This is a genomic window from Clostridium guangxiense, assembly GCF_021043395.1.
Lineage (GTDB): Bacteria > Bacillota > Clostridia > Clostridiales > Clostridiaceae > Clostridium_S > Clostridium_S guangxiense.
Window position 1 is genome coordinate 20,642 of the sequence record NZ_JAJNKE010000037.1, and the last position, 22,662, is coordinate 43,303.

Below are 22,662 nucleotides of genomic sequence, written 5' to 3' on the forward strand. Positions count from 1 at the left end.
TTTGTAAAAATTTTTTAATAAAATTAACTATTTGTTAACTACCTTATTGCTTATAATACTGTAATTTGATAGATATGTCAATTTTCTAGGTAAATTTTCGACAAATTGAATATTACATCCAATAAATTTAATTTTAAAAAAATAAGGCATTAATAGCCTTTTAAACTATTAACACCTTATTTTTAATGTTTCTAATTTTTTTATTTTACGTCCCATTTTTCAATGTCCACGTACATTCCAACTGATTTTGGAGTTACGCCTACTACTCTTTTATTAACAGCTCCCATACCAAGTGGTGCATACACCCCAATTGATGGTGCATCATTACTATATGCTTCTTGAACTTTGTTGTAAATATCTGTAACCTTCGCAGAATCTACAGTTGTTTTTCCTTGTTGTAAAAGTGCATCTACTGTTGGATTACTGTATCCGCTTAAGTCTAAAGTTTGACCTGTACCTATATATGCCGATACATCTGGGTTAACAGGATCTACTTGAAGTCCAACTATATATAAATCAAATTGATGCTTTTTACCAAGAGACAAACTTGTAACAAAATCATATTTTTGAATTTGAACTTTTATTCCTACATCTTGAAGATTTTGAGCTATAACATTTGCAGCCTGCTCACGACCGGTATTTCCAATAGGAACATTAAATTTCAATACCTTGTTTGAATCCCAATTTGCTTCTTTTAATAAAGCTTTTGCTTTTGCTGGGTCATAGCTAGCATAATCTATATCCTTATCAAAGAACTGACTTGATGGTGGATATACTCCAATAATTTCTTCTGCCGCACCCTTTATTATATTCTTTATTATTTGCTTTCTATTTATTGCATAAGAAATAGCTCTTCTTACTTTAGCATCAGGTATAGTTTTTACGTTCATTTGTAAAGTTTGAGCATTAACTGATGCCTTTTCTTTTATAACATCAATATTTTTCATATCTTTAACTTTTTCGATATCATCGTTAGGTATTGTACCTATAAGAGGATCGTTCATATCAATTTCGCCACTTTGAAGTTGTACAGTTAATTCAGTTCCCTGCATTATTTTAAAGTTAAGTTGTGTAAGCTTAGGTGCTCCTCTAAAATAATCTTTATTAGCTGCCATTTGAACATATTGATCTTTTTTATATGTAACTAATTTAAATTGACCATCTGTCACAGTAGGATTCTGGAAGAATGATGCCTTAAACATTTGATCTAACGGTACATCCTTAAGCGCATGCTGTGGAACAGTTTTTAAATATTGACCAACCATATCTTCAAATATTGCTTTATTAACATTGTCTTTTGTAACAAGTTGTATAGTATGATCATCTATTTTTTTAGCTCCTTCAAAACTATTCTGTCCTGAAGTGTTTTTACCAGAATCATCTAAGCCTTTTAATATATTGAACTTAGATGCAATTGTAGAAGCAACTTTGGGATTTGTTATAAGCCCAAGTGTAAACATAGTATCATCTGCTGTTACTGGCTTTCCGTCCGTCCACTTTGCCTTTTTATTTAGTTTTACAGTAAAAGTCTTGTTATCCGTTGTATCAATAGAATCAGCTAATGATGGCTGAAATTTAAAATCCCCATCAAGCTCTACAAGTGGTTTAAATAAAATTTGTGTCATATCATTTTGTGCTACATCGGAAGAATCCAATGCGTTAAATCCGCTTGGCGCATTCATTATCCCCACATTTACTATTTTTTTCGCTGAACCAGCAGATTTACTATTGCCTGTCCCACCACTGCTTCCACATGCTGACAACCCAATAGTAGCAGTGCAGGTTACTGCAATTACTAATGTTTTTAAAATTCTTGATCTCATTATTAGCCCCCCGTTGTATAATTTGCAATATTTTAATATAATTAATAAATCACTTATTAATTATCATATTAACAATAATATATTAATATAACACATTTGTCAATTTAATTGTCGTATTTTTATTGTTTTTTATACTTTATAGTGTTAAATGTAAAACTTTTTCGTTTTAAAGTGGATTTTTATAAAAAATTAGCAAACGCAATTAATTAACAATTTTTAGTTATATATGCTGTATTTTTATCAATTTTAAATATTATTATTTAAGGAAATCAATAGCAACCTGCGCATGACATGCAGCTCCTTTTATAAGACTGTCTTCATCTATCATAAAATTATTTGAGTGATGAGGATGGCAGCAACCTTTTTTCTGATTTCCTGCTCCAAGAAACATGTACATACCAGGAACTTTCTTAAGGTACATTCCAAAATCATCAGAAGACATTCTTTGTGGAATTTTTACTACATTTTCATCTCCCATAACCTTTTTTACAGATTCCCTTACAAATTCAACTGCATTCTTATGGTTAGTAACTGCATCACACCCAACTTTATACATAAAATCATATTCGCAATCATATGCCTCACAAGTGCTTTTAATTATTTTTTCCATCCATGTTGGAAGCATATCATGGGATTCTTGTGTAAACGCTCTGTTGCTGCCTGTAATTTTAACCTTACCTGGAATTACATTTGATCTTTCACCGCCATTTATTGTTCCAACATTAATTCCTATGGGATTTCTAGCATCATTAACCCTGCTTACAATGGTTTGAAGTCCACTTATTACTGCCACAGCACACATTACTGCATCGTGACCATCCCAAGGAGTTGATCCATGACAAGACTTACCTTTTATAGTAAGTTCCCATGCATCCACTGCAGACATTACACTTCCTTCCATAACTGCCGCTTTTCCACATTCCAAAAGCGAAAATATATGCATTCCATAAATCATGTCTACCTTAGGGTTTTCAAGCACTCCATTTTCAATCATTGTTGTCGACCCTCCACTTGCTTCTTCTGCTGGCTGAAAAATAAATTTAACATTTCCATCAATTTCATCTTTCATATTCGTTAATATCTTAGCTGCCCCAAGAAGCATAGCCATATGTGCATCATGCCCACATGCATGCATAAACCCTAGATTTTTAGATTTAAATGAAAGATTAGTTTCTTCCGCAACCGAAAGCGCATCCATATCTGCACGAAGAGCTATTGTTTTTCCAGGATTTTTTCCTTTGAGAATCCCCGAAATTCCTGTCTTTCCAATTGAACTTACTTCTATTCCGAGCTCTATCAACTTCTCTTTAACAATTTTACATGTTCGTATTTCCTTAAATGATGGTTCTGGATTCATATGAAAATCTCTTCTTATTTCAACTATCCATTTTTCAATCTTTTTTGCTTCATCTAATGTGTTCATATAAATATATCTCCTTATTTAACAATTAATTAAAATTATGTATAGCAATTTTTCTCTTATCTTATCCGTTGAAGCAAATTAACAGTATTGAAGGAACATTTAAATAAAATCTTAGAAACCTCAGGATAATATCTTTAAAAGGCTTTGGAATTCTAATCTAGCTAAACGATAGTGAGTTATTGAAACTTCTTAGAATTTTAAAGATATCACCCTTAGATTTATTGATTTTATTTAATACTCCAAAATACTGTTACTTTGAAACATCCCATTTTTCAATATCTACATACATTCCTATTCCTTTTGGAGAGCCATATGTTACTCTCTTGTTAACAGCTCCTACGCCAAGAGGTGCATAAACACCTGGACTTGGTGAATCAGTAGAATATATTTCTTGAACTTTATTATAAATTTCAGTACGTTTTGTTTTATCTACAGTTGTCTTTCCTTGTTGAAGGAGAGCATCTAATTCTGGATTGCTATATCCACTTAGGTCTAAAGCCTGACCAGTACCTATATATGCTGAAATATCAGGATTAACTGGATCTGATGTAAGTCCAACTATATATAAATCAAATTGATGTTTCTTACCAAGCGCTAAACTTGTAACAAAGTCATATTTTTGAATCTGAACCTTTATTCCGACATCTTGAAGGTTTTGAGCTATAACGTTAGCTGCTTGCTCACGAGCTGTGTTTCCAACAGGAACATTAAATTTTAATACTTTGCTTGAATCCCAATTTGCTTCTTTTAACAAAGCCTTTGCCTTCGCTGGATCATAGCTTGCATAATCGATATCCTTGTCAAAGAACTGGCTTGATGGTGCGTATGCTCCAATAAACTCTTCTCCTGCTCCTTTTAGCAAGTTCTTTATTATCTGTTTCCTGTTTATTGCGTAAGAAATGGCTCTTCTTACTTTTGCATCAGGTATACTCTTTACATTTATCTGTAATGTTTGAACACCACTTGACACCTTATCTATTTCAACCTTAATATTTTTCATTGCTTTAACCTTATCAACATCATCGTTAGGAATTAAACCTATTTGAGGATCATTCATATCAATTTCGCCGCTTTGAAGCTGTACAGTTATTTCAGTTCCTTGCATTATTTTGAAATTAAGCTGAGTAAGTTTAGGTGCTCCTCTAAAGTAATCTTTGTTTGCTGCCATTTGAACATATTGATCTTTCTTATATGTAACAAGTTTAAATGGTCCATCTGTTACAGTAGGATTCTGGAAGAAGGATGCTTTGAATACTTGATCAACTGGTACATCTTTAAGTATATGTTTGGGAACAGTTTTTAAATATTGTCCAACTAAATCTTCAAATACTGTCTTATCAACGTGATCTTTTGTAATAATCTGTATTGTATGGTCGTCCACTTTTTTTGCTCCGTCAAAGTTATCTGTACCATTTGTATTTTTTCCTGCATCATTTAATCCTGCTAGTATATTAAATTTAGATGCAATAGTAGATGATACTTTAGGATTTGTTATAAGTGCTAGTGTAAACATGGTGTCATCTGCTGTTACTGGCTTTCCGTCTGTCCATTTCGCCTTCTTATTCAATTTTACAGTAAAAGTCTTGTTATCAGTCGTTTCAATAGAATCTGCAAGTGATGATACAAATTTAAAGCTGCTGTCAAGCTCTACAAGAGGTTTAAATAGAATTTGTGTCATGTCATTCTGTGCTACGTCAGAAGAATCAATGGCATTAAATCCACTTGGAGCATTCATTATGCCAACGTTTATTATTTTTTTTGCTGAACTAGTAGTTTTTTTACTTTCACTACTTCCTCCGCTGCTTCCACATGCTGATAATCCAATAGTAGCTGTGCAAGTTATTGCAATTACCAGCGTTTTTAAAATTCTTGATTTCATTATTAGCCCCCCCTATTTTTTTAAGATATTTTTAAATGCACAGAGCCCCAAGTGCACAAAAATAAATTTTATATTTTTTTAATCTATTTCGTTAATATTTTATAATAATATTACTTTATAAAAATAATATTGTCAATATATTTTGTATTTTATTGATAAATTTATTTTTTATTATGGTTGATATTCATAAATTTGCATTATTGCGAAGCAAAAACACACTCCTATGTAAAATAAATACATAACTTTCACCATTAAAATTAACATTATGAAATGGTAGCCTACAATAAATCTTGATAAAAAAATCGTAAAATATTTAGATATTTCAAGCTGTCTGAGCATTCAGCTAGTTATTGAAATATCTTAAAATTTTACGATTTTTTCACCTTAGATTTATGGATTACTTTTTAATGTTACAAGACACTGTTACTTCGCAATGTTTTTATTTAACTACTCCTTTCAAATCATACAATTGTTCACTGCTTGAACCACCCATTCCCTGCATACGTCCACTACTGCTATTTGAAGTTGAATTACTCCATTCACTTGAGCTTACAACTTTACCATTTTTCTGAACCCACTGCATTATTTCGTTATTGCTGCTGCCTCCCATGCCTCCACTTAATACATATCTTACTTCACCTTTTTTTACTAGTTCTTTAAACTGAGCTAAAGTTATTGTTTTATCGCTACCAGAGAAACCTCCAAGGGTCATTACCTTTAAGTTATTATTTATTATGAGACTGTCAGCACTTTGAGAAGATGAAACTACAAGCGCATATTTCTCATCAGTAATATTCTTTTTAAGGAAAGTTACTAACTTTGAATTACTACTGCTATTTCCTTCTTTTCCTTGACCCATGCCTCCCATTTGTTTATTACCACCGTTACTGCTGCTAGTATTCATCAACAATTCTAATCCTGCAGCTGGCATATTGTTTGATACCGCATATTTTAAAGTTGCTGCTGAGCCCATAAATGGTATAATGAGAATTCCTATAAATGCAAGAGCTGCGGCTCCTTTTTTCAATTGTATGCTTTGATTTTTAATAAGCCTTAATACACAAAGCCCTATTGAAAATACAAAGGTTAAAACAATTGAAGCTTCTGCAATAACTTTTACTGTAGTTGAAAGACTGCTTGTAAAATATGATAATTCAAGCGCTTGAGCTGCACTATTTATCATAAGAGCAGCAGGTAAAATCCAGCGCTTCCATCCAACTTCATTATAAAGCTTCCACATAGAACAAATACCTATACCTGTTAAAGCTGCTGCTGGTGCTGCCATCATAGTCAAGTAATAATTATGAAACAAACCCTTTGTGAAGCTGAAGTATATAAATTCAGGAAATAACCACATAAACCACATTACTATAGATGCTTTTTTACTATTATCAAGTTTAATTTTTAATTTTTCCTTAAATGCTGCTACTATAAATCCTATAAATGCTATAGGTAAAAACCACATTATTTGATCAGACAATATATTTTTAGAAAATAATCTTTGAAGTCCTGCAGTTGTTTGACCTCCAAACGTACCTGTAAGTCCTGATGAACCTCCGAATCCACCGCCACCACCGTTTTGACTTCCATTACGTGCACCACTTGGCATTTCACCATTAAAGCCTTGAGGCGCTCCATTCATTCCTTTACTGCTGCTTCCTGATGCAGACTTGGACGAACTTGAACTACTCTGATTACCTGACATCTGACCTTGATTTCCGTTTGGTCCTTGACCTGGCTGCCCACTTGGCGATTGACCTTGTGTTCCACTTGATGCTCCACTCGCTTGACCATTTGATAATTGCCCTTGTTTTCCATTAAATTTACCACCAGACATCCCGCTTGATCTTTCACCTCGTGCACTATTTGGCATTCCACCGCCACCGCCCATTCCAGAAGCGCTGCTGCTCAATCTTTCTACTCCATTATGCCCAATTATTAACTCTATCTCACTATTATTAGTACTACTTCCTACGTATGGTCTGCTTGAAGCTGGTACTAAGTCTACAACTGTTGCCCAAGAAAATGAAACTAAAACCAAAACTAAAGTTCCTATAAACAAATGTACTATTCTTTTCTTAAATGAAACTGTGCTGCATAAAAGATAAACTATATATATTGCTGGAATCACCATATAAGCTTCAAGCATTTTTATGTTAAAACCAACACCAACCAAAGCTAGACTTATTATTATATATTTCATTTTTCCTTTTTCAGCTGCTATAGAAAGTGCCCAGCATGCAAATAATAATGTCATAACTAACGTATTGTCTATTGTATTGTTTCTGCTTACTGCAACGAAAACAGGTGTTATTGAAAGGCATAGAGCTGAAATTAATGCTGCTGGACTTCCAAAGGATCTCTTTACAATTCTATATAAAACCCAAACTGAAACTACTCCTGCAACAGCTTGTGGAAGCAATATACTCCAGCCACTAAAACCAAAGATCTTAGCCGAAATTGCCTGAAGCCAAAAGCCTAAAGGAGGTTTATCTATGGTTACATATCCTGTTGGATCAAAAGCTACAAAGAAGAAGTTCTTTAAGCTCATGGTCATGCTTTTTACACCTGCTGCATAGTATGAATTTCCGTATCCCTCTATTCCTATATTTACAAAATTAAGTACTGCTGACAATATTAAAATCAAGGTTATTGCAATTCTTTCCTTGGTAAATTTTATTTTTTCAATCAACTTTGACGCCTCCTCTATTTCTCGAAATGTTTACTAATATTTTGACACAATATACAAATAATAAAATATTTAATGCAGATGTAACTGCTAAAACTGGTGTGTATCCTGTGGAGTTAGAACGACCTATCCCCTGCATTAAAACATAATACGTATTTGAGAAAATTGTAATGTTAAAGCCTATTATAAGTGTTAATATTCTCTTATCCTTAAGATATATATAAGCTAAAATTGATAATGCAGCGGCTGGAAATAAATATCTTTCGTGCATGCTACTAGCAAATGTAAATACACCTGAAATTTCAAGCATTGCAACTGCTGGAGCTAACTCTTTACTATTTCCTTTGAGATAAATAACAAAGGCTAATATTGTTATTAATACGATAGCCGCCATGCCTAGATTATGATAACTTATTCCAAGTATTGTTCCAGTATCTTTCACATAATTTTTTCCTATTAAACTAAAGAAATTAAAACCATTAACTGATGCATATGGATACTCTCCCACGGTACTAGAGTATAACTTAAATATCCATGTAAATCCATTAGTAATCACAAATGGAAGTGCTATCAATACTGCCGTACATAAACTAATGAAAGCTGCCTTTACAAATTCCTTTACACTTTTAAGTCTCACGAGTTCAAATAATAATATTGGGAAAAAGATTATTCCCTGAGGCTTCATAAGGACCGCTGCTGTAAAGAATACCGATGCAATTCCTACCTTTCCTTCTGAGAGCATAAAAACTGCTAGAACAAGAAGCAATGTAAAGAAGGAATCTACTTGACCCCAAACGCTTGAATTAACCAAAACAGCTGGGTTAAATAAGTAAAATGCTGCAAGTATAATACTCATAGCTCTAGATAAACGCTTATTTGCTAACTTATATATAATGAGCGATGTTAAAATATCAGCAAATATTGAAGGTAACTTTAAAAACAGATTAAAATATGAACTAAAAACCGATGTACCACCTATCTTACCTATAATTGCCAGTACATACATATACAATGGTGGATAATCTGCATTTCTTGCACTTGAATACACCTTTGTCAAATCATTAGCAGCCGATACTGCCCAGCTTTTAAAGAGATTTAAATCTGATGAGTATTCTGGTAACAATACTGCTATAAATAATCTTAAAAACAATGCTATCAAAACTAAAACTGGAACCAAAAATTTAGTGCTAACTTCAAAGTCCTTTATTTGATTACGAATTACCATGACAAATAATGAAATAGCAGAAACTATAAATATGATTGAATATATAATGACTTCTACAGAGTAGCTATTAGATTGTGAATTTCCACCTCTTCTCATATTTGAAGGCATCCTATTTCCACTTTGATTTCCTCCAAAATTAGGTGTCCTTTGTTTATTACCATTCCAATTTGAGGGCGCCTTAGTGGACTGTGTACTTGAACTACTGCTCTTTCCATTAGGCATGCTAGATGAATTTCCATTTGACATCTGTTTTTGTGAATTATTACTTTGCCCTTGCGACATTCCACCATTAAAGTTTTTATTTTGCCCTGAGCTATTTGGCATCATTCCTTGAAAACCAACTCTTGACTGATTAGACGATGAACTGCCTTTTAGCTTATATATTTCATACCCACTTGAAAACATTAATAACACAAGGACAAGTATTAAACTTGCTTTAATTAGTATACTTCTTTTATAGTTATTCATTTTTCCTCTCCTTACTTTATGCCGCCAACTGCTTATTAGCTTTTCCCTTAAATATAAACAATTTGTATACCACATAATTAAATACTTGCAGAAACAAGGTGACAATAACCTTTGAAACATATACATTTATATAAAACTTGTTGCTTAAAATATTAAGTCCAACAAGGGAAATTCCAAGTGAAATTATGTTGGTAATTACAAACTTTGCAAACTGCACTATAGGATTTACTTTTTCTTTCTTATCATTAAAAGTCCATAATTTATTAAGCACAAAACTATTGATTACACCCATGCTGTAGCCACCAACTTGACATACAAGTTTATCAATGCCAAATATGCTTAAGAGAAGCGTAAAAGTGAAAAAATCCACTCCTGTATTAATACATCCCACAATTCCAAACTTTATAATTGACTTATATTTCTTATACAGCTGCTTAATCTTCATCTTTGAAGCCCTCCTTCTCACCTATAATATAAAGAGGTCTTCCTTTAGCTTCATCACTCATACGACTTATATACTCACCCATCACTCCCAACACTACAAATATAATCCCTATTAAAAAGAAAATCGTTGCAATAGCTAAACTTAATCCTGAAACACTATTGCTTGTGAAAACATCTTTTAATAATTCAAATATAAAGTATAAAAAACTAATTGCACTAACTACTCCTCCAATGTATAAAGGAAATTTCAATGGCTTGTATGAAAATGAGGCTATACCATCTGAAGCAAATTTAAGCATTTTTTTAAGTGGATACTTTGTTTCACCAGCAAATCTTTCATGCCTTACAAACTGAACTCCTGTCTGCTTATATCCAATCCAGCTAACAAGTCCACGTACATACCTGTTATGTTCTGGAATTGACTTTAACTTATCGCATACCTTTCTATCTATTAATCTAAAGTCTCCTGTGTCTACAGGGATATCAATATCTGTCATACTTTTTAAAGTTCTGTAGAAAGCTTTTGCTGTAAATTTTTTAAAGAAGGTTTCTCCCTCTCTTTTAGCCCTCTTTCCATAAACTACATCATAACCTTCCTTCCATTTTTCAATCATCTTTAATATAACCTCTGGTGGATCCTGAAGGTCAGCATCTATAACAACTACTGCATTTCCACTTGAATAATCCATTCCTGCTGAAATTGCTAACTGATGCCCAAAGTTTCTCGAAAAGCTAAGTAATTTTATATTTTTATCCATACTGCAAATGGTTTTTGCTATTTCTACTGTTCCATCTTTACTTCCATCATTTACAAAAATTATTTCGTAGGCTTCCTTTGTAGAATCCATAACTTTTTTAAGCCTTTTGTAGGTTTCTCCTATTACAAGTTCTTCATTATAAACCGGAACTACTATTGAATACTGAATTTCTGACTTACTCATTTTCATAACCTCCTATACCTATATTGAACTGGCTATGCCATAATTTATGTCTGCATCTCTTTCATGCTTTTATTCTATAATAAACGCTCTCTACAAATCTCCGCAGAATTGTGGCAAAATTGAGGTATAATCAGTTTTTAAATGATAGTTTAATTTGTTCATGGTAAACTATAACTAGTAGTACAAAACCAGCTGAATTTTTTAATCTACAATTTTTTTGTAGGTTTACAAGTAATAAAAAAAACTAAGAGTACAGAGTATAAAGTACAGAATAGAGTGAATGATAATTTTTAAAGATTTAGCGTCAGCCTTAAATTCTAAAATTTTCTGCCACAGTAGAAAATTAACCTTCACTCTACTCTCTGCTCTTTACTCTCTACTCTAATTTTAGGGAGTGTTAATGTGGATAAGAAACTAATTTATATTGCTGATGATGAAACTAACATTCGAAATATTATAAAGTCCTTTCTCTTAAAAGAAGGCTTTGAAGTAGAAACCTTTGATGATGGAAGTGCTTTATTTGAAGCTTTCAATAGGAAACCAGCAGATATGCTTGTAATAGATATAATGATGCCCAATATGGATGGATATTCTCTTTGTTCACTTGTACGTCAAAAAAGTTCGGTACCAATAATAATAGTATCTGCAAAAGATACTGAACCAGACAAAATAGCAGGACTTACTCTTGGAAGCGATGACTATCTTACAAAACCATTTAGCCCAATGGAACTCATAGCAAGAATTAAAAGTATTTTTAGAAGAATAGAACTTGACAATTCTAACAGTACCGAAACTAAAAATTTAAGTATTTCAGATGTTACGATAAATCCAGACTTAAAACAAGTTGAATTTAACGGTGCTGATATCGGTCTTACAAAAATGGAGTTTGAGGTTGTATACTATCTTACAATCAATAAAAACAGAGCCGTGAGCAGAAGTGAACTTTTAGACAAAATATGGGGATTTGAAAATGAAGTTGAAACTAGAGCCACCGATGATGCTATAAAGAGAATAAGAAAGAAACTTTCTGATGCAGGATCCAATTTAAAAATTGAAACAGTTTGGGGATTTGGCTTTAAAATTCAAGACAAGGGGTGATACAAATGAAAAGACGTACAATTAATAAAAAAATTTGTGATTATAATCTTCTAGCAAGAATAAGCAGAAATACAATAAAGGGAAGAATTTTCAAATACAACCTTGCTGTAATATTACTTCTAATTACCATTACAACTATAACCTTTAACGTTGCTATTCGTTTGTATATTCAAAAAGAAATTATTGGTCAATTAAACAAATTAGCAACCAGTGTAGAAGGAGCAGCTCTTGAACATGGTCCAGATTTTTTTAAACCAGATGATAACAATCACACACCACCAAACCTTTTACCTAGGCATGCTACTATACCAGAAACTTCTTCTGAAGTCACTAAAAATTCTACCTCTACCAAAAATAATGATCTTTTTAGATATTATTTTATGCTTGACAGATCTTTAAGAAAACCTCTTTCTGTTTTAAGCGCTGACTTTATACTGATTGACAAAAATAAAAATGCAATAAATCCATCTACCGAGGAAAGTAATAAAATACCTAGCGATTTACTTTCTAAGCTTAAAAGTGAAATTGACACTTCATCAAGTAAAAGCTACAAAAGCTCAATAAGATTTTCTGTATCTGGAACAGACTATGTTGCTATAGTAAGACCAGTGTCCGATAAAAATACCTTTGGTCTTGGATGGATAATTATTTATTCAAGCGTTCAAAAGATAAATCAGCTTCAATTTTGGATAAATATTATACTTTTAATCATTTTAATTATTTCAGCCTTAATTACAGTTATATTTTCTTCTCGTATAGCAAAAAAAATATCAGAGCCATTTTCTTCTTTAAATGAACATATACGCTCTATTGCAGAAAGAAACTTTGGTGAAAAAATTGATTTACCTGTAGATTATGAACTTAGTGAACTTGTTAACGGTATAAATATAATGTCCGAAAAACTAGAAATTTATGATAAAGCTCAAAAAACTTTTCTTCAAAATGTGTCTCATGAATTTAGAACGCCTCTCATGTCTATCCAAAGCTATGCTGAAGGAATAAAATATGAGGTAGTTGATGGAAATTCTGCTGCAGATATTATAATAGGTGAATCAAAGCGCCTAACTCATCTTGTTGAGGATTTGCTTTATCTGTCAAGACTTGACTCTATAGAAGAAAATTACAATTATACTGAAATTGATTTTATAGAGCTCATAAACAGCTGTGCAGAACGTTTAAATGCTATCGCCCTTAAAAGCAACGTAAAAATTTCGGTCAATAATCTAAATAAGGATATTATTATATATTCTGATGAAGAAAAACTTTCAAGAGCACTTACTAATATAATAAGTAACTCCATAAGGTACGCAAGTTCAACTATTACTGTAGTTTCAAACATCAATTTTGATAATAAACTTGACATAACAATTTCTGATGATGGTCCAGGATTTGATGAAAAAGACCTACCTCATATATTTGATAGGTTCTATAAAGGTAAGAAAGGTAAATTTGGTCTTGGTTTATCTATAAGCAAAAACATTATTAAAAAACTTCATGGTACTATTACCGCTGGGAATGGAGAAACAGGAGCATTATTTTCAATAGAAATTCCAATAAAATGCAATTCTAATTAACATCACAAAATATGAAACAAGACTTTTGGTGTATTTTATAATACATCAAAGGTCTTTAATTTTAATCTACATGAGAGATTAGAAATATGTCCTAATTTTTCCTCTTCTCTTTTTCTGCAGCTAAAAATAACAAGTGTGCAATTATATATAAAATTATAAAAATAATAATGTTTACAATGCTTAGGGCTGTATAATCCCAAAAGTACAGTGTTAAAAACACTAAGATATATATCATTTACATATCCAAAAACACTTTACCATTCTTTACATCAATGACTTTTTTTATTTCCGATGGTGCATAATGCATTGTCCTTTCAGATGACCTATAGACTCCAATAGCAAACCCACAAAACATACAGTCACTTTAAAAACTAAAGTCCACCCCATGTGGAGTAATAGTGTTTAAGGAATGATTTAAATAAAAGTTAATAAATCTTATTTAACATTCCGAAACACTATTACTCTGCAATCGCAAATTCTACTGCAGAAACTCCATGTATTGTTGTTGTATCAAAAACCGGAACAGAAACATCCTTCTGCTTTATTAATAGCGGTATTTCTGTACATCCAAGCACTACTCCTTCAGCACCCTTTGCTTGCAGCTTGCTTATTATTTCTTTATATTTCTCTCTTGAAGTATCCTTTAATATGCCTTTGCAAAGTTCTTCATAAATAATTTTATGGACAACCTCTCTGTCAGCTTCCTCTGGAATAATCACATCAATATTAAACTTATCTTTTAATACTTTCTTGTAAAAATCCTGCTCCATGGTAAATTTAGTTCCAAGAAGGCCAACCTTTTTAAGTCCCTTTTCAGTTAATTTTTCTCCAGTAACCTCTGCTATATGCAAAACCTTTACTCCAGCTTCCATTTCTATATCCTCTGCCATTTTATGCATGGTGTTAGTGCATATTACAATAAAATCAGCTCCTGCACCTTTAAGAGCTTTAGCCGCAGCAACCATAATATCGGTTAATTCCTTCCACTTACCTTGATGCTGCAAAAGTTCTATTTCTTGAAAATCTACAGAATACATTATACACTTTGCAGAATGAAGATCTCCTAATTTTGACTTAACAGTTTCATTTATGATTTTATAATATTCCAGTGACGACTCCCAGCTCATTCCTCCAATTAATCCAATTGTTTTCAATTAAAACATCTCCTTTTAACTCTAATCTTCATATATAGATAAACCACTTACCTCTAAATGCTTGATATTTACAAGTATAAACTTGAAGAAATAAAAAATAAAGAGTAGGTATCTGTTTACTCTACTCTCTACAATATTATTTTAACTACATGGTACTGGAATATTTTGAGCTATAGAAACTCTAAGAACTCTTATGATTCCTGTTCTCGTTTTCCCATCAAGATGCATAGCTACTCCATTACCACTTGTAACCACAATCCAATGTGCATATCTAACAGTAACTGGCTTATCATTGCTATAAAGCCTACAGTATTTATTACTCCCATCTGTCCAGTAAAGGAATACTCCATTTTTAATATTGCGTCCCCCCTCATTAAAGAAAACGCCTACTGGAGTACCAGTCCTAGCAATAAATAAACCGGCAACTGGATGTGCAGTACAACCTAGCTGAGAAGGTGGTGGTATAGGCTGCGTTCTTCTTATTTCTGCAATCCTGCCAATTGCCAGATTTTCAAGACAAGGTGTCGTCGTGCCTGTTTTAAATCTCCAATGCCTTAAAACTACTTGAACAAGCGTACCATGAGCTGGATTTATATTACGGTAATAATTGTACACTCCATTCCTTATATATAAAGCTAAATAAAGAACTCCATTATGCACGCAATAGCAAGCACCTTGATTGTTTGAATACAAACATCTATCACTTTGATTACATGCATTATGACCTAAATTGGGATTTCTATATAAAACCCCAACAGGCTCTCCTCTGTGGATTATAGAAGGAACAATTATAGCCACGGCAATTACTCCTTTGCAAATTTTATCTTTAGAAATAAATTTAATTTCTCAATTCATTTATATGATACTGCACTATTAATTTGTGAATTGTTTTTTTATAATAGTCATTCTATTTTTTCACTTTTAAACTTAACGTTACTACCTCTCTAAAAGCAGTACCAGCTTTTTCATCCCATCTGTGAATTCCACATGTACCTATTTTTATCTTATCAGTTTTTCTGATTAAAATCCATCTGTGATGCAAATGCGGTTCCTACTGTGACAAGTAAAGCTCAAGTATTTCATCTGCTCGCTCAATATCAGTTAATGGCTCTCTATCAAATAAATATTTAGTCACTACAGGGTCTGAAAACTGGCTAAATATAAACTCTCTATCCTCCATAGATATATTTTTAAGAATTAATCTTTCTGTTTCCATGCTTTTAAATATCATAATATTTCCTCCGAATGTTTCATAAGAAGTATCCCAACTCCTTTACCTTAATAAGAAGGCAAAACTCCAAGCGGTCCCATGCACAAAACTTCAACAATGTTTTTATTTAATGTTCCGAAGTACTATCACTTATCGTCATTCCTTCTACGTGATGCTTGCTCATAAGCTTATTCTTTTTTCTGTATTCCTTGCTTTTAAATATAATATCAAAATCATAATCCTCTGGGTACAATTCTTTCTTATCTAACTGTTTTTCCTCTTCTATTTTTATCCCTTCTTTAAATTCACGAACTTGCTTTTTATGCATTTCTTTTTCCTCTTCATTTTTCGTAGGCTTTTCGTATTTTACATCCTCATAGCTTTTTTCTTCTTTATAAGTTACAAAATGTGCTCTTTCAATTATTTTTTTGCTCATTCCAAGCCTTAGAGCTATAAGAAAAGCATTGCTTTCACCTGCTTTTCCTATACTTAATTTATAAAGTGGTTTTAAAGTATTAATATCAAAACCCATTGAACCATTTATAAATCCCTCGTGCTTCTCTGCAAATCTCTTTATTTCGCTATAATGAGTTGTAGCACATATAGTTGCTCCCTTGTTATACAATTCTTCAAGAACTGCAATAGCTATTCCCATACCCTCTCCTGGATCTGTCCCCTGTCCAATCTCATCTACAATAACCAAATCATTTCTTCCTGCGCAATCTAAAATAGAAATAACATTATTTATGTGAGAGGAAAATGTGCTCAGGCTTTGTTCTATGCTTTGACCATCTCCAATATCAACAAATACATCTTGAAATATTGCCATTTCGCTTTCCTCTGCTGCAGGTATGTGAAGCCCCGCTTGAATCATCATTGTAAGAAGCCCAATGGCTTTTAATGTAACGGTCTTTCCACCAGTATTAGGTCCTGTTATAACAAGTCCTCTATAGGATCTACCAATAGTAAAATCCAAAGGCACTGCATTATCATCTAAAAGAGGATGTTTTCCTTGTTTTAAATTTATATAATTTCTAGTATTAAGTCTCACATTCGTTCCAGATATAGCCTTACTGTACTTTCCTTTGGCAAAAATAAAATCGTAGTTAGCCATAATTTCAATGTTAATTTTAACTTCCTTTTTATTGTCATAAACAGCCGCTGTAAGTTCTGAAAGTATCCTGTAAACCTCTTTTTCCTCTTCAAGCTTATTTTCATTAAGTTCATCTTGCAGTCTTTTAACTTCAGCAGGTTCAATAAACACTGTAGAACCACTTTGGGATTTATCATGAATTTCCCCATCGATACATTTTTTGTATTGGCTTTTTACAGGTATGATGTACCTTCCATCCCTTTGGCTTACCAATGTATCCTGAATGTATGGCTTATATTTATCGCTTCTTAAAATACTGTCTAACTTACTCTTAATCCTATCTTCTAATATATAAATTTTCTTTCTTATTTTTTGCAATTTACTGCTTGCTTTATTATCTACTGTACCGTGAACTATACACCTTTCAATTTCTTCTTTTATTTTATCTAGTTCACAAATTGAATAAGCATAACTAGATATAGTTGGAGCTGCATATTCTTTATCCTTCATAAATCTTTTAACCTTTGCTGTATCACGAAGCAAATTCGCTACAGCTTCTAATTCCTCTGGGACTAGTACGGTCCCTTTTTCAATCTTAGAAACAATTTTGCCCATATTCTTAAGACTATTTATTGGTATGCTTGAAGATATATCTACTATCCTTCTAGCCTCAGTAGTTTCCTTTAAGGCAAGTTTTATAACTCCCTCCTGAACCTTAGGCTCAAGCTTTTCAATCCTTTCCTTTGCAATATCCGACAAAGCAAACTTTTTTAATTCCTCTGTTATTTTATAAAATTCTAATATTTCTTTTGACTTATTATTCAACTTTTTTCTCCTCCAATTCACCGGTTGAAGGACCTTTTAAGAGTAACCCATTAAAATTCACTGTGCATTGTGCACTAAAAAAGGCCATAAGCAAAGAATTCTTCACTTATAGCCTAAATTTACTATAACAAAAATAAACCTACAAATTTATAACTAAAAAATAGATGAAATAACTTCCTTAATTACAAATTTATATGAGCATTTAATTGTGAATTCTTTTAACTAAGTTCATCTTAAAAAATCCATCAACAAATAAACCTAACTAAATAGGTATTTTAAAATTTTTTAAGAATTTAATTTTAATTTACTTAGTTAAAAACCACACTCACAAAAATGCACTTCCTTTTTTTAAATATAAACCACATTAAATTTAAAATGGTTCATTTATAATTTGATTTTATAATAATTTTTTATAAATTGCAACTTTTAAAACCAAGACTATGTTTTAAATAATTGTGTTTTGTATATTTCTTATTAAAGTATGACATAATATAAGGTGAGTGGATTGCAAAGTTTGTAATCGGCTTAATTATTGTAAATTGTAGATTGTTTACTTAACAAGTAGTTTTGCAGAACTACTTGTTATTTTCTTTTTTGTTTCTTTTTTTATTATCTACGTACAATGCTAATTCAGTGGAAATTCCATCCTTATTAACATTTGCTTTATTTCTCATAGCAATGCTTTTCTCCTGCTTATAGCAAAAAGCAAGGAGCATTGCAACAATAGATAAAGCTGTTACACATAGAACTATTAATGCAAAAAAGGTGTAATTCATTCTACCACCTCTTTTCCTGCCGAATTTAGCTTTGCAATTCACTCATATTTTGGTACTTGGAAAAGAGGTCTATTTACAATTATTTGTACCGTCATTAATTAATTTAACCATTTATTTAAGGTTTAAACATTGTGAGCTTTGTAAAAATTTTATATTGGAAGTATAATTTAGTTATTATAAAAATTTATAAATATAAAAGGTGTGATTCCATTGGCAATTAATCCCTTCAAGTTAAAAAAATATACAAGTTGTTGTAATATAATTGCAAGCCTTCCTCACAGCTCATACACATTAACTTCAGAAATGAAAAAAAACATGAAACAAAGTGTAATACTTGCAAATAACGATTGGTATTTAAATGAATTGTATGATTTTTTAACAAATCTAAATATAACTGCAGTATCCGCTAATTACAGTAGATATGTAATAGATGTTAATAGAAAAGCTGAATATAAAGAAAATCATGAAAAGTATACTGAATCCTTGGTCTATTTTAAAACCACGTTTAATAAAGAAATTTATGACAAGCCATTACAAAACGATATAGTAGAAAGTAGGATAGAAAAAATATACAAGCCATATCATTCTTGCTTGCTTAATGAAATAAATAATACTTTAAATAGTAAAAATAAAGTATATCTATTTGATCTTCACAGCTTTTACCTTCACTCTACAGCAGATGTAGTACTCGGAACTCGCTATGGAAAAACATGTTCAAAAGAATTTTTAGATATTGTATATAACGCTTTTGTAAATGAAGGTTTCAGCGTAAAGGTCGATGAAATAGGCTTAAGAGGTGGATATATTACATACCATTACAGTTCAATAGAAAATGTTGAAGCCATACAAATAGAAATAAGATATACTAAATATATAGAAAACAGGTATTTTGATGAAGAATTTATGCCTAAAATAAATTATAAATTATTTAATGACACCAAAAACCATTTAAATAAAGTTTTTATCACCATAAAAAATCAGCTACACTGAATAACAAAAACCCGAGATTTTTTCTCAGGTTTTTGTTATTTTAATCTTTATAATCAATTTTCTTTTTACTTTTTTAAAATTCTCTGTTATTATAAATGACAATTGAAATAGTTAAAGATATGATTATTAATGCAATAGCGCAAGATATACTAATAGTATATAAGCCTAGATATGAGATTCCTTTAAAAATCCCCACTAGCTTAACAATATCAATTTTTTCAACAACATATGGAACTCCAAACCAAAAAGCAAAAAAGAACATCATAAAAAAATATTTTAACTTCGTATATCCATATTTAAAATAAAGAGGTAAGCAAACTGCACTCATTATATTAACAATGATGAAGTCAGCTATCACATAGTCTATTTTCATAGTAATATGTCTATTCACCAAAGTTGAAAGTATAAATTGAGAACTTATTGCAACTATAAAAAATACAAAAACAGATAAATACCTTGAAATAACTATATTTTTTCTGCCTATTGGTAAGCTGTTTAGTATAACATAAGATTTATTTTTATCATCAAAAAGAAACGTGTTTGTCAATAACAAATACTCAATAACAAGGGGAAGTCCAGCATATATAAATATTCCAGAATACCCCTTTGAAAAAAGAGCTAGAATGTTATAAAAAATTATAAATAAGATACATCCAACTATGCTCTTCTTCTGAATAACCACATCCTTACAAATTAAGTTAAACATTCTCTTCCTCCTCTAACTGTATATACCATAATATCCTCTAAATTTGCCTTTTCAATTAAAACATCATTTCTAAATAATCTTTTTATATTCTTGGTATTGTTTGTCAATGCCTCAAATCCAAAGGCATTCTCGTTTATAGAAATGAATTCTTTTCTTGTATCTTTGTCTAAAAGCTCTTTTTTACCTTTCACAATGCTATAGTTTTCCAGCACATCATCCTTTTGTTCTGAAAACACTATTTGCCCTTTATTTATAAAAGTTATATAGTCAGCAACTTTTTCTAAATCAGAAGTAATATGAGTAGAAAAGAATATAGATTTATTCTCATCTTGTATTACAGAGCATAATATCTCCAGCATCTCGCTTCTAAAAATAGGGTCTAATCCAGAAGTAGGTTCATCCATTATAATAAGTTCAGCACCATGAGACAATGCCAGTGCAAGAGAGTACTTCATCTTCATTCCTTTAGATAATTCTTTTATTTTTCTTTTCTTAGGCAAATCAAAATCTGAAAAATACTTTTTAAAAATCTTTTCATCCCAATGCTTATAAAACGAAGCTATTATATCCTTCATATCCATAAGATTTAAATTCTCATAAAAGTAGTTTTCATCATAAACAAATCCAATTTTCTGCTTTATTTCTCTCTCATTTTTAATATTATCAATTCCAAAAATCTTTATATTTCCAGAATCTTTTTTTATTAAATTCATTATAAGTTTTATAGTTGTACTTTTACCTGCTCCATTAGGACCTATAAATCCCATTATATATCCTCGTTTTAGCTTAAAACTTATATCTTTCAGTGAAAATTCTTTGTATCCTTTACTTAAATTGCTTATCTCTAAGATATTCTCCATTCTAATCCTCCAATTACTGATTCTTATATAATACTTCTAAAATTTCTTTTAAATCCTCAAGCGACAAATTAATTACTTTGCTTGCTTCAACAGCTTCCATTAGTTTTTCTTCAATTACTTTTATTCTTTTTTCTCTTAAAATTTCCTTATTTTGTCCTGCAATATATGAGCCTTTTCCTGGCACAGTGTCTATAAAGCCCTCACCTTCAAGCCTTTCGTATGCCTTTTTAGTAGTTATTACACTTATCTTTAATTCCTTAGCTAAGCTTCTTATAGATGGGAGTAATTCTCCCTCTGAAAGTTCGCCATTAAAAATAAGATTTTTTATTTGCTTTGAAATTTGCTCATATATTGGTTCATTAGACGAGTTTGAAATAATTATGTTCATTTTTAGTACTCCTTTGCAAACGAGTATACCACAGATACTGTATATAAACAGTATATACAGTATCTGTGGTATTGTCAATATATTTTATGTATGTTATGTAAAGTGCTTCTATTTAACTATAGAAAAATAATATAATTGCCCTAATTTATATATAGGAGGTTGTGAAAAAATGTATTCTATAGTTTTTTTACTACACCACGCATAAAGCATTATGAGCGGCCCGTAAAAAAGAATATCTATGTTTTTTACAAGCTCCTATAGTAAAACCAGCTTAACAAAAACTATATATTCACTATAATCCATGGAAAATTAGAATCTAAATATAGATATTTTACTATGAATAAAGGGGGGGTGTCGCACTAAAAAAATTGCGAAGTAATCATAATAGCGAAGGGTTTTAACTTCACTTAATTAGTTCGCAATTTTTTATATTTAGTGTGAAAGCCGCCTGCATCAAGCTTATTTATAAGTCACGCAAAAACTTTAATTTTAGCTAAGCCTTAGAATTTAACTGTCTTTGGTTCACTTTTCATGCTTGCAAAGGTTGCAGTTGCATCCTTTAGATAAAGAACTTCAAATATTCCGTCATCTACTGAATACATGTTTTTTAAACCCGGATTATCAGAAAGCATTTTTTCCTTTGCTTCCTTTCTTTCGTCAGCAAAACATTTTGCTTCTATACGAAGCCATCTTCCATTCTTGCCCATTGCACAAATTTCAACCTTAGAATTTTTTTCGATTTGTTTAAAAACATTTTTTGTGTTGTTAGTGCAAATATATAGTTTTCCTTCAAATTCAGCTACTGCTCCAAAAGGACGTACTCGTGGCTGATCTCCCTCTACTGTTGCAATATAAAATATTGGATTTTCCCTTAAAAATTTTAATACTTCTTCCACTTTACTTACTCCTTTTCTTTCATGTATGATATAATTTAACTATATATATTATATTTTGTTACATGAATTTTTAAAAGTACGATTTTTTTTAATAGTTAGTATCCTATGAAATACTATAGATAAACAAACTGGAAGTTGTGAAGTAATAATGCTTCGTCGCGTTAAAAAAATCCTATAAATCTAAGGCTTAAAAATTGTAA

Annotated in this window: 20 protein-coding genes; 3 read left to right on the forward strand and 17 right to left on the reverse strand. The window is 31.3% G+C overall.

Annotation, left to right across the window (positions count from 1 at the left end):
- Positions 1 to 200: 200 nt before the first annotated feature.
- The 7 genes from LQK79_RS16735 to LQK79_RS16765 all read right to left on the reverse strand — a co-directional run bounded on the left by LQK79_RS16735 (position 201) and on the right by LQK79_RS16765 (position 10,892).
- Entirely contained in the window at positions 201 to 1,823 is a 1,623-nt protein-coding gene (locus tag LQK79_RS16735) for an ABC transporter substrate-binding protein (RefSeq protein WP_231017251.1), read from the reverse strand.
- 256 nt (positions 1,824 to 2,079) lie between these two features.
- Complete coding sequence (locus LQK79_RS16740; protein WP_231017252.1) at positions 2,080 to 3,246, reverse strand: M20 metallopeptidase family protein; 1,167 nt, start codon at positions 3,244 to 3,246, stop codon at positions 2,080 to 2,082.
- 250 nt (positions 3,247 to 3,496) lie between these two features.
- On the reverse strand, positions 3,497 to 5,125 hold the full coding sequence (locus LQK79_RS16745; protein WP_053243240.1) for an ABC transporter substrate-binding protein: 1,629 nt from the start codon (positions 5,123 to 5,125) through the stop codon (positions 3,497 to 3,499).
- A gap of 439 nt (positions 5,126 to 5,564) precedes the next feature.
- Positions 5,565 to 7,814, reverse strand: a complete 2,250-nt coding sequence (locus LQK79_RS16750) for a glycosyltransferase family 39 protein (RefSeq protein WP_231017268.1) — start codon at positions 7,812 to 7,814, stop codon at positions 5,565 to 5,567.
- The gene (locus LQK79_RS16755; protein WP_231017253.1) at positions 7,810 to 9,507 is read right to left on the reverse strand and encodes a hypothetical protein; all 1,698 of its coding nucleotides are present in this window, start codon (positions 9,505 to 9,507) and stop codon (positions 7,810 to 7,812) included. Before LQK79_RS16755 ends, LQK79_RS16750 begins: the two co-directional genes overlap by 5 nt.
- Positions 9,508 to 9,523: 16 nt before the next feature.
- Positions 9,524 to 9,952, reverse strand: a complete 429-nt coding sequence (locus tag LQK79_RS16760; protein WP_231017254.1) for a GtrA family protein — start codon at positions 9,950 to 9,952, stop codon at positions 9,524 to 9,526.
- A complete protein-coding gene (locus tag LQK79_RS16765; protein WP_231017255.1) occupies positions 9,942 to 10,892 on the reverse strand; it encodes a glycosyltransferase family 2 protein in 951 nt (316 codons plus the stop codon). The genes LQK79_RS16760 and LQK79_RS16765 overlap by 11 nt, the downstream gene beginning before the upstream one ends.
- Positions 10,893 to 11,294: 402 nt before the next feature.
- Between LQK79_RS16765 and LQK79_RS16770 the strand changes: the two genes are divergently transcribed.
- Together LQK79_RS16770 and LQK79_RS16775 are read left to right on the forward strand one after the other, a co-directional pair.
- Entirely contained in the window at positions 11,295 to 11,990 is a 696-nt protein-coding gene (locus LQK79_RS16770) for a response regulator transcription factor (protein ID WP_231017256.1), read from the forward strand.
- Positions 11,991 to 11,995: 5 nt separating this feature from the next.
- Positions 11,996 to 13,564, forward strand: a complete 1,569-nt coding sequence (locus tag LQK79_RS16775) for a sensor histidine kinase (RefSeq protein WP_231017257.1) — start codon at positions 11,996 to 11,998, stop codon at positions 13,562 to 13,564.
- A 458-nt stretch (positions 13,565 to 14,022) separates the two neighbouring features.
- Here the strand turns inward: LQK79_RS16775 and LQK79_RS16780 are convergent, their stop codons facing one another.
- The 6 genes from LQK79_RS16780 to LQK79_RS16800 form a co-directional block, all read right to left on the reverse strand.
- Entirely contained in the window at positions 14,023 to 14,718 is a 696-nt protein-coding gene (locus tag LQK79_RS16780) for an aspartate/glutamate racemase family protein (protein ID WP_231017258.1), read from the reverse strand.
- 141 nt (positions 14,719 to 14,859) lie between these two features.
- On the reverse strand, positions 14,860 to 15,516 hold the full coding sequence (locus LQK79_RS16785) for a hypothetical protein (RefSeq protein ID WP_231017259.1): 657 nt from the start codon (positions 15,514 to 15,516) through the stop codon (positions 14,860 to 14,862).
- Positions 15,517 to 15,625: 109 nt separating this feature from the next.
- On the reverse strand, positions 15,626 to 15,760 hold the full coding sequence (locus LQK79_RS20950; protein ID WP_269144188.1) for a hypothetical protein: 135 nt from the start codon (positions 15,758 to 15,760) through the stop codon (positions 15,626 to 15,628).
- Between the two features lie 9 nt (positions 15,761 to 15,769).
- Entirely contained in the window at positions 15,770 to 15,949 is a 180-nt protein-coding gene (locus LQK79_RS16790) for a GNAT family N-acetyltransferase (RefSeq protein ID WP_231017260.1), read from the reverse strand.
- 106 nt (positions 15,950 to 16,055) lie between these two features.
- Positions 16,056 to 17,846, reverse strand: coding sequence for an endonuclease MutS2 (locus LQK79_RS16795; RefSeq protein ID WP_231017261.1), 1,791 nt, complete (start codon positions 17,844 to 17,846; stop codon positions 16,056 to 16,058).
- Between the two features lie 575 nt (positions 17,847 to 18,421).
- Positions 18,422 to 18,622 carry a hypothetical protein gene (locus tag LQK79_RS16800; protein ID WP_231017262.1) on the reverse strand — a complete coding sequence of 67 codons (201 nt, stop codon included), beginning with the start codon at positions 18,620 to 18,622 and terminating at the stop codon, positions 18,422 to 18,424.
- 201 nt (positions 18,623 to 18,823) lie between these two features.
- Here LQK79_RS16800 and LQK79_RS16805 point away from each other — a divergent pair, with 201 nt between their 5' ends.
- Positions 18,824 to 19,612, forward strand: a complete 789-nt coding sequence (locus LQK79_RS16805) for an N-formylglutamate amidohydrolase (RefSeq protein ID WP_331000764.1) — start codon at positions 18,824 to 18,826, stop codon at positions 19,610 to 19,612.
- Between the two features lie 73 nt (positions 19,613 to 19,685).
- Here the strand turns inward: LQK79_RS16805 and LQK79_RS16810 are convergent, their stop codons facing one another.
- The 4 genes from LQK79_RS16810 to LQK79_RS16825 form a co-directional block, all read right to left on the reverse strand.
- Positions 19,686 to 20,318 carry an ABC-2 transporter permease gene (locus tag LQK79_RS16810; protein ID WP_231017264.1) on the reverse strand — a complete coding sequence of 211 codons (633 nt, stop codon included), beginning with the start codon at positions 20,316 to 20,318 and terminating at the stop codon, positions 19,686 to 19,688.
- Positions 20,306 to 21,178, reverse strand: coding sequence for an ABC transporter ATP-binding protein (locus tag LQK79_RS16815; protein ID WP_231017265.1), 873 nt, complete (start codon positions 21,176 to 21,178; stop codon positions 20,306 to 20,308). Before LQK79_RS16815 ends, LQK79_RS16810 begins: the two co-directional genes overlap by 13 nt.
- A 13-nt stretch (positions 21,179 to 21,191) precedes the next feature.
- On the reverse strand, positions 21,192 to 21,566 hold the full coding sequence (locus LQK79_RS16820; RefSeq protein ID WP_231017266.1) for a GntR family transcriptional regulator: 375 nt from the start codon (positions 21,564 to 21,566) through the stop codon (positions 21,192 to 21,194).
- A gap of 500 nt (positions 21,567 to 22,066) precedes the next feature.
- On the reverse strand, positions 22,067 to 22,462 hold the full coding sequence (locus tag LQK79_RS16825; RefSeq protein ID WP_231017267.1) for a pyridoxamine 5'-phosphate oxidase family protein: 396 nt from the start codon (positions 22,460 to 22,462) through the stop codon (positions 22,067 to 22,069).
- Positions 22,463 to 22,662 lie beyond the last annotated feature (200 nt).

Coding starts and splice junctions, on each gene's coding strand:
- LQK79_RS16760 (WP_231017254.1), bottom strand. CDS start 9,952: ATGAAGATTAAGCAGCTGTATAAGAAATATAAGTCAATTATAAAGTTT.
- LQK79_RS16755 (WP_231017253.1), bottom strand. CDS start 9,507: ATGAATAACTATAAAAGAAGTATACTAATTAAAGCAAGTTTAATACTT.
- LQK79_RS16790 (WP_231017260.1), bottom strand. CDS start 15,949: ATGATATTTAAAAGCATGGAAACAGAAAGATTAATTCTTAAAAATATA.
- LQK79_RS16800 (WP_231017262.1), bottom strand. CDS start 18,622: ATGAATTACACCTTTTTTGCATTAATAGTTCTATGTGTAACAGCTTTA.
- LQK79_RS16815 (WP_231017265.1), bottom strand. CDS start 21,178: ATGGAGAATATCTTAGAGATAAGCAATTTAAGTAAAGGATACAAAGAA.
- LQK79_RS16735 (WP_231017251.1), bottom strand. CDS start 1,823: ATGAGATCAAGAATTTTAAAAACATTAGTAATTGCAGTAACCTGCACT.
- LQK79_RS16765 (WP_231017255.1), bottom strand. CDS start 10,892: ATGAGTAAGTCAGAAATTCAGTATTCAATAGTAGTTCCGGTTTATAAT.
- LQK79_RS16745 (WP_053243240.1), bottom strand. CDS start 5,125: ATGAAATCAAGAATTTTAAAAACGCTGGTAATTGCAATAACTTGCACA.
- LQK79_RS16740 (WP_231017252.1), bottom strand. CDS start 3,246: ATGAACACATTAGATGAAGCAAAAAAGATTGAAAAATGGATAGTTGAA.
- LQK79_RS16775 (WP_231017257.1), top strand. CDS start 11,996: ATGAAAAGACGTACAATTAATAAAAAAATTTGTGATTATAATCTTCTA.
- LQK79_RS16810 (WP_231017264.1), bottom strand. CDS start 20,318: ATGTTTAACTTAATTTGTAAGGATGTGGTTATTCAGAAGAAGAGCATA.
- LQK79_RS16820 (WP_231017266.1), bottom strand. CDS start 21,566: ATGAACATAATTATTTCAAACTCGTCTAATGAACCAATATATGAGCAA.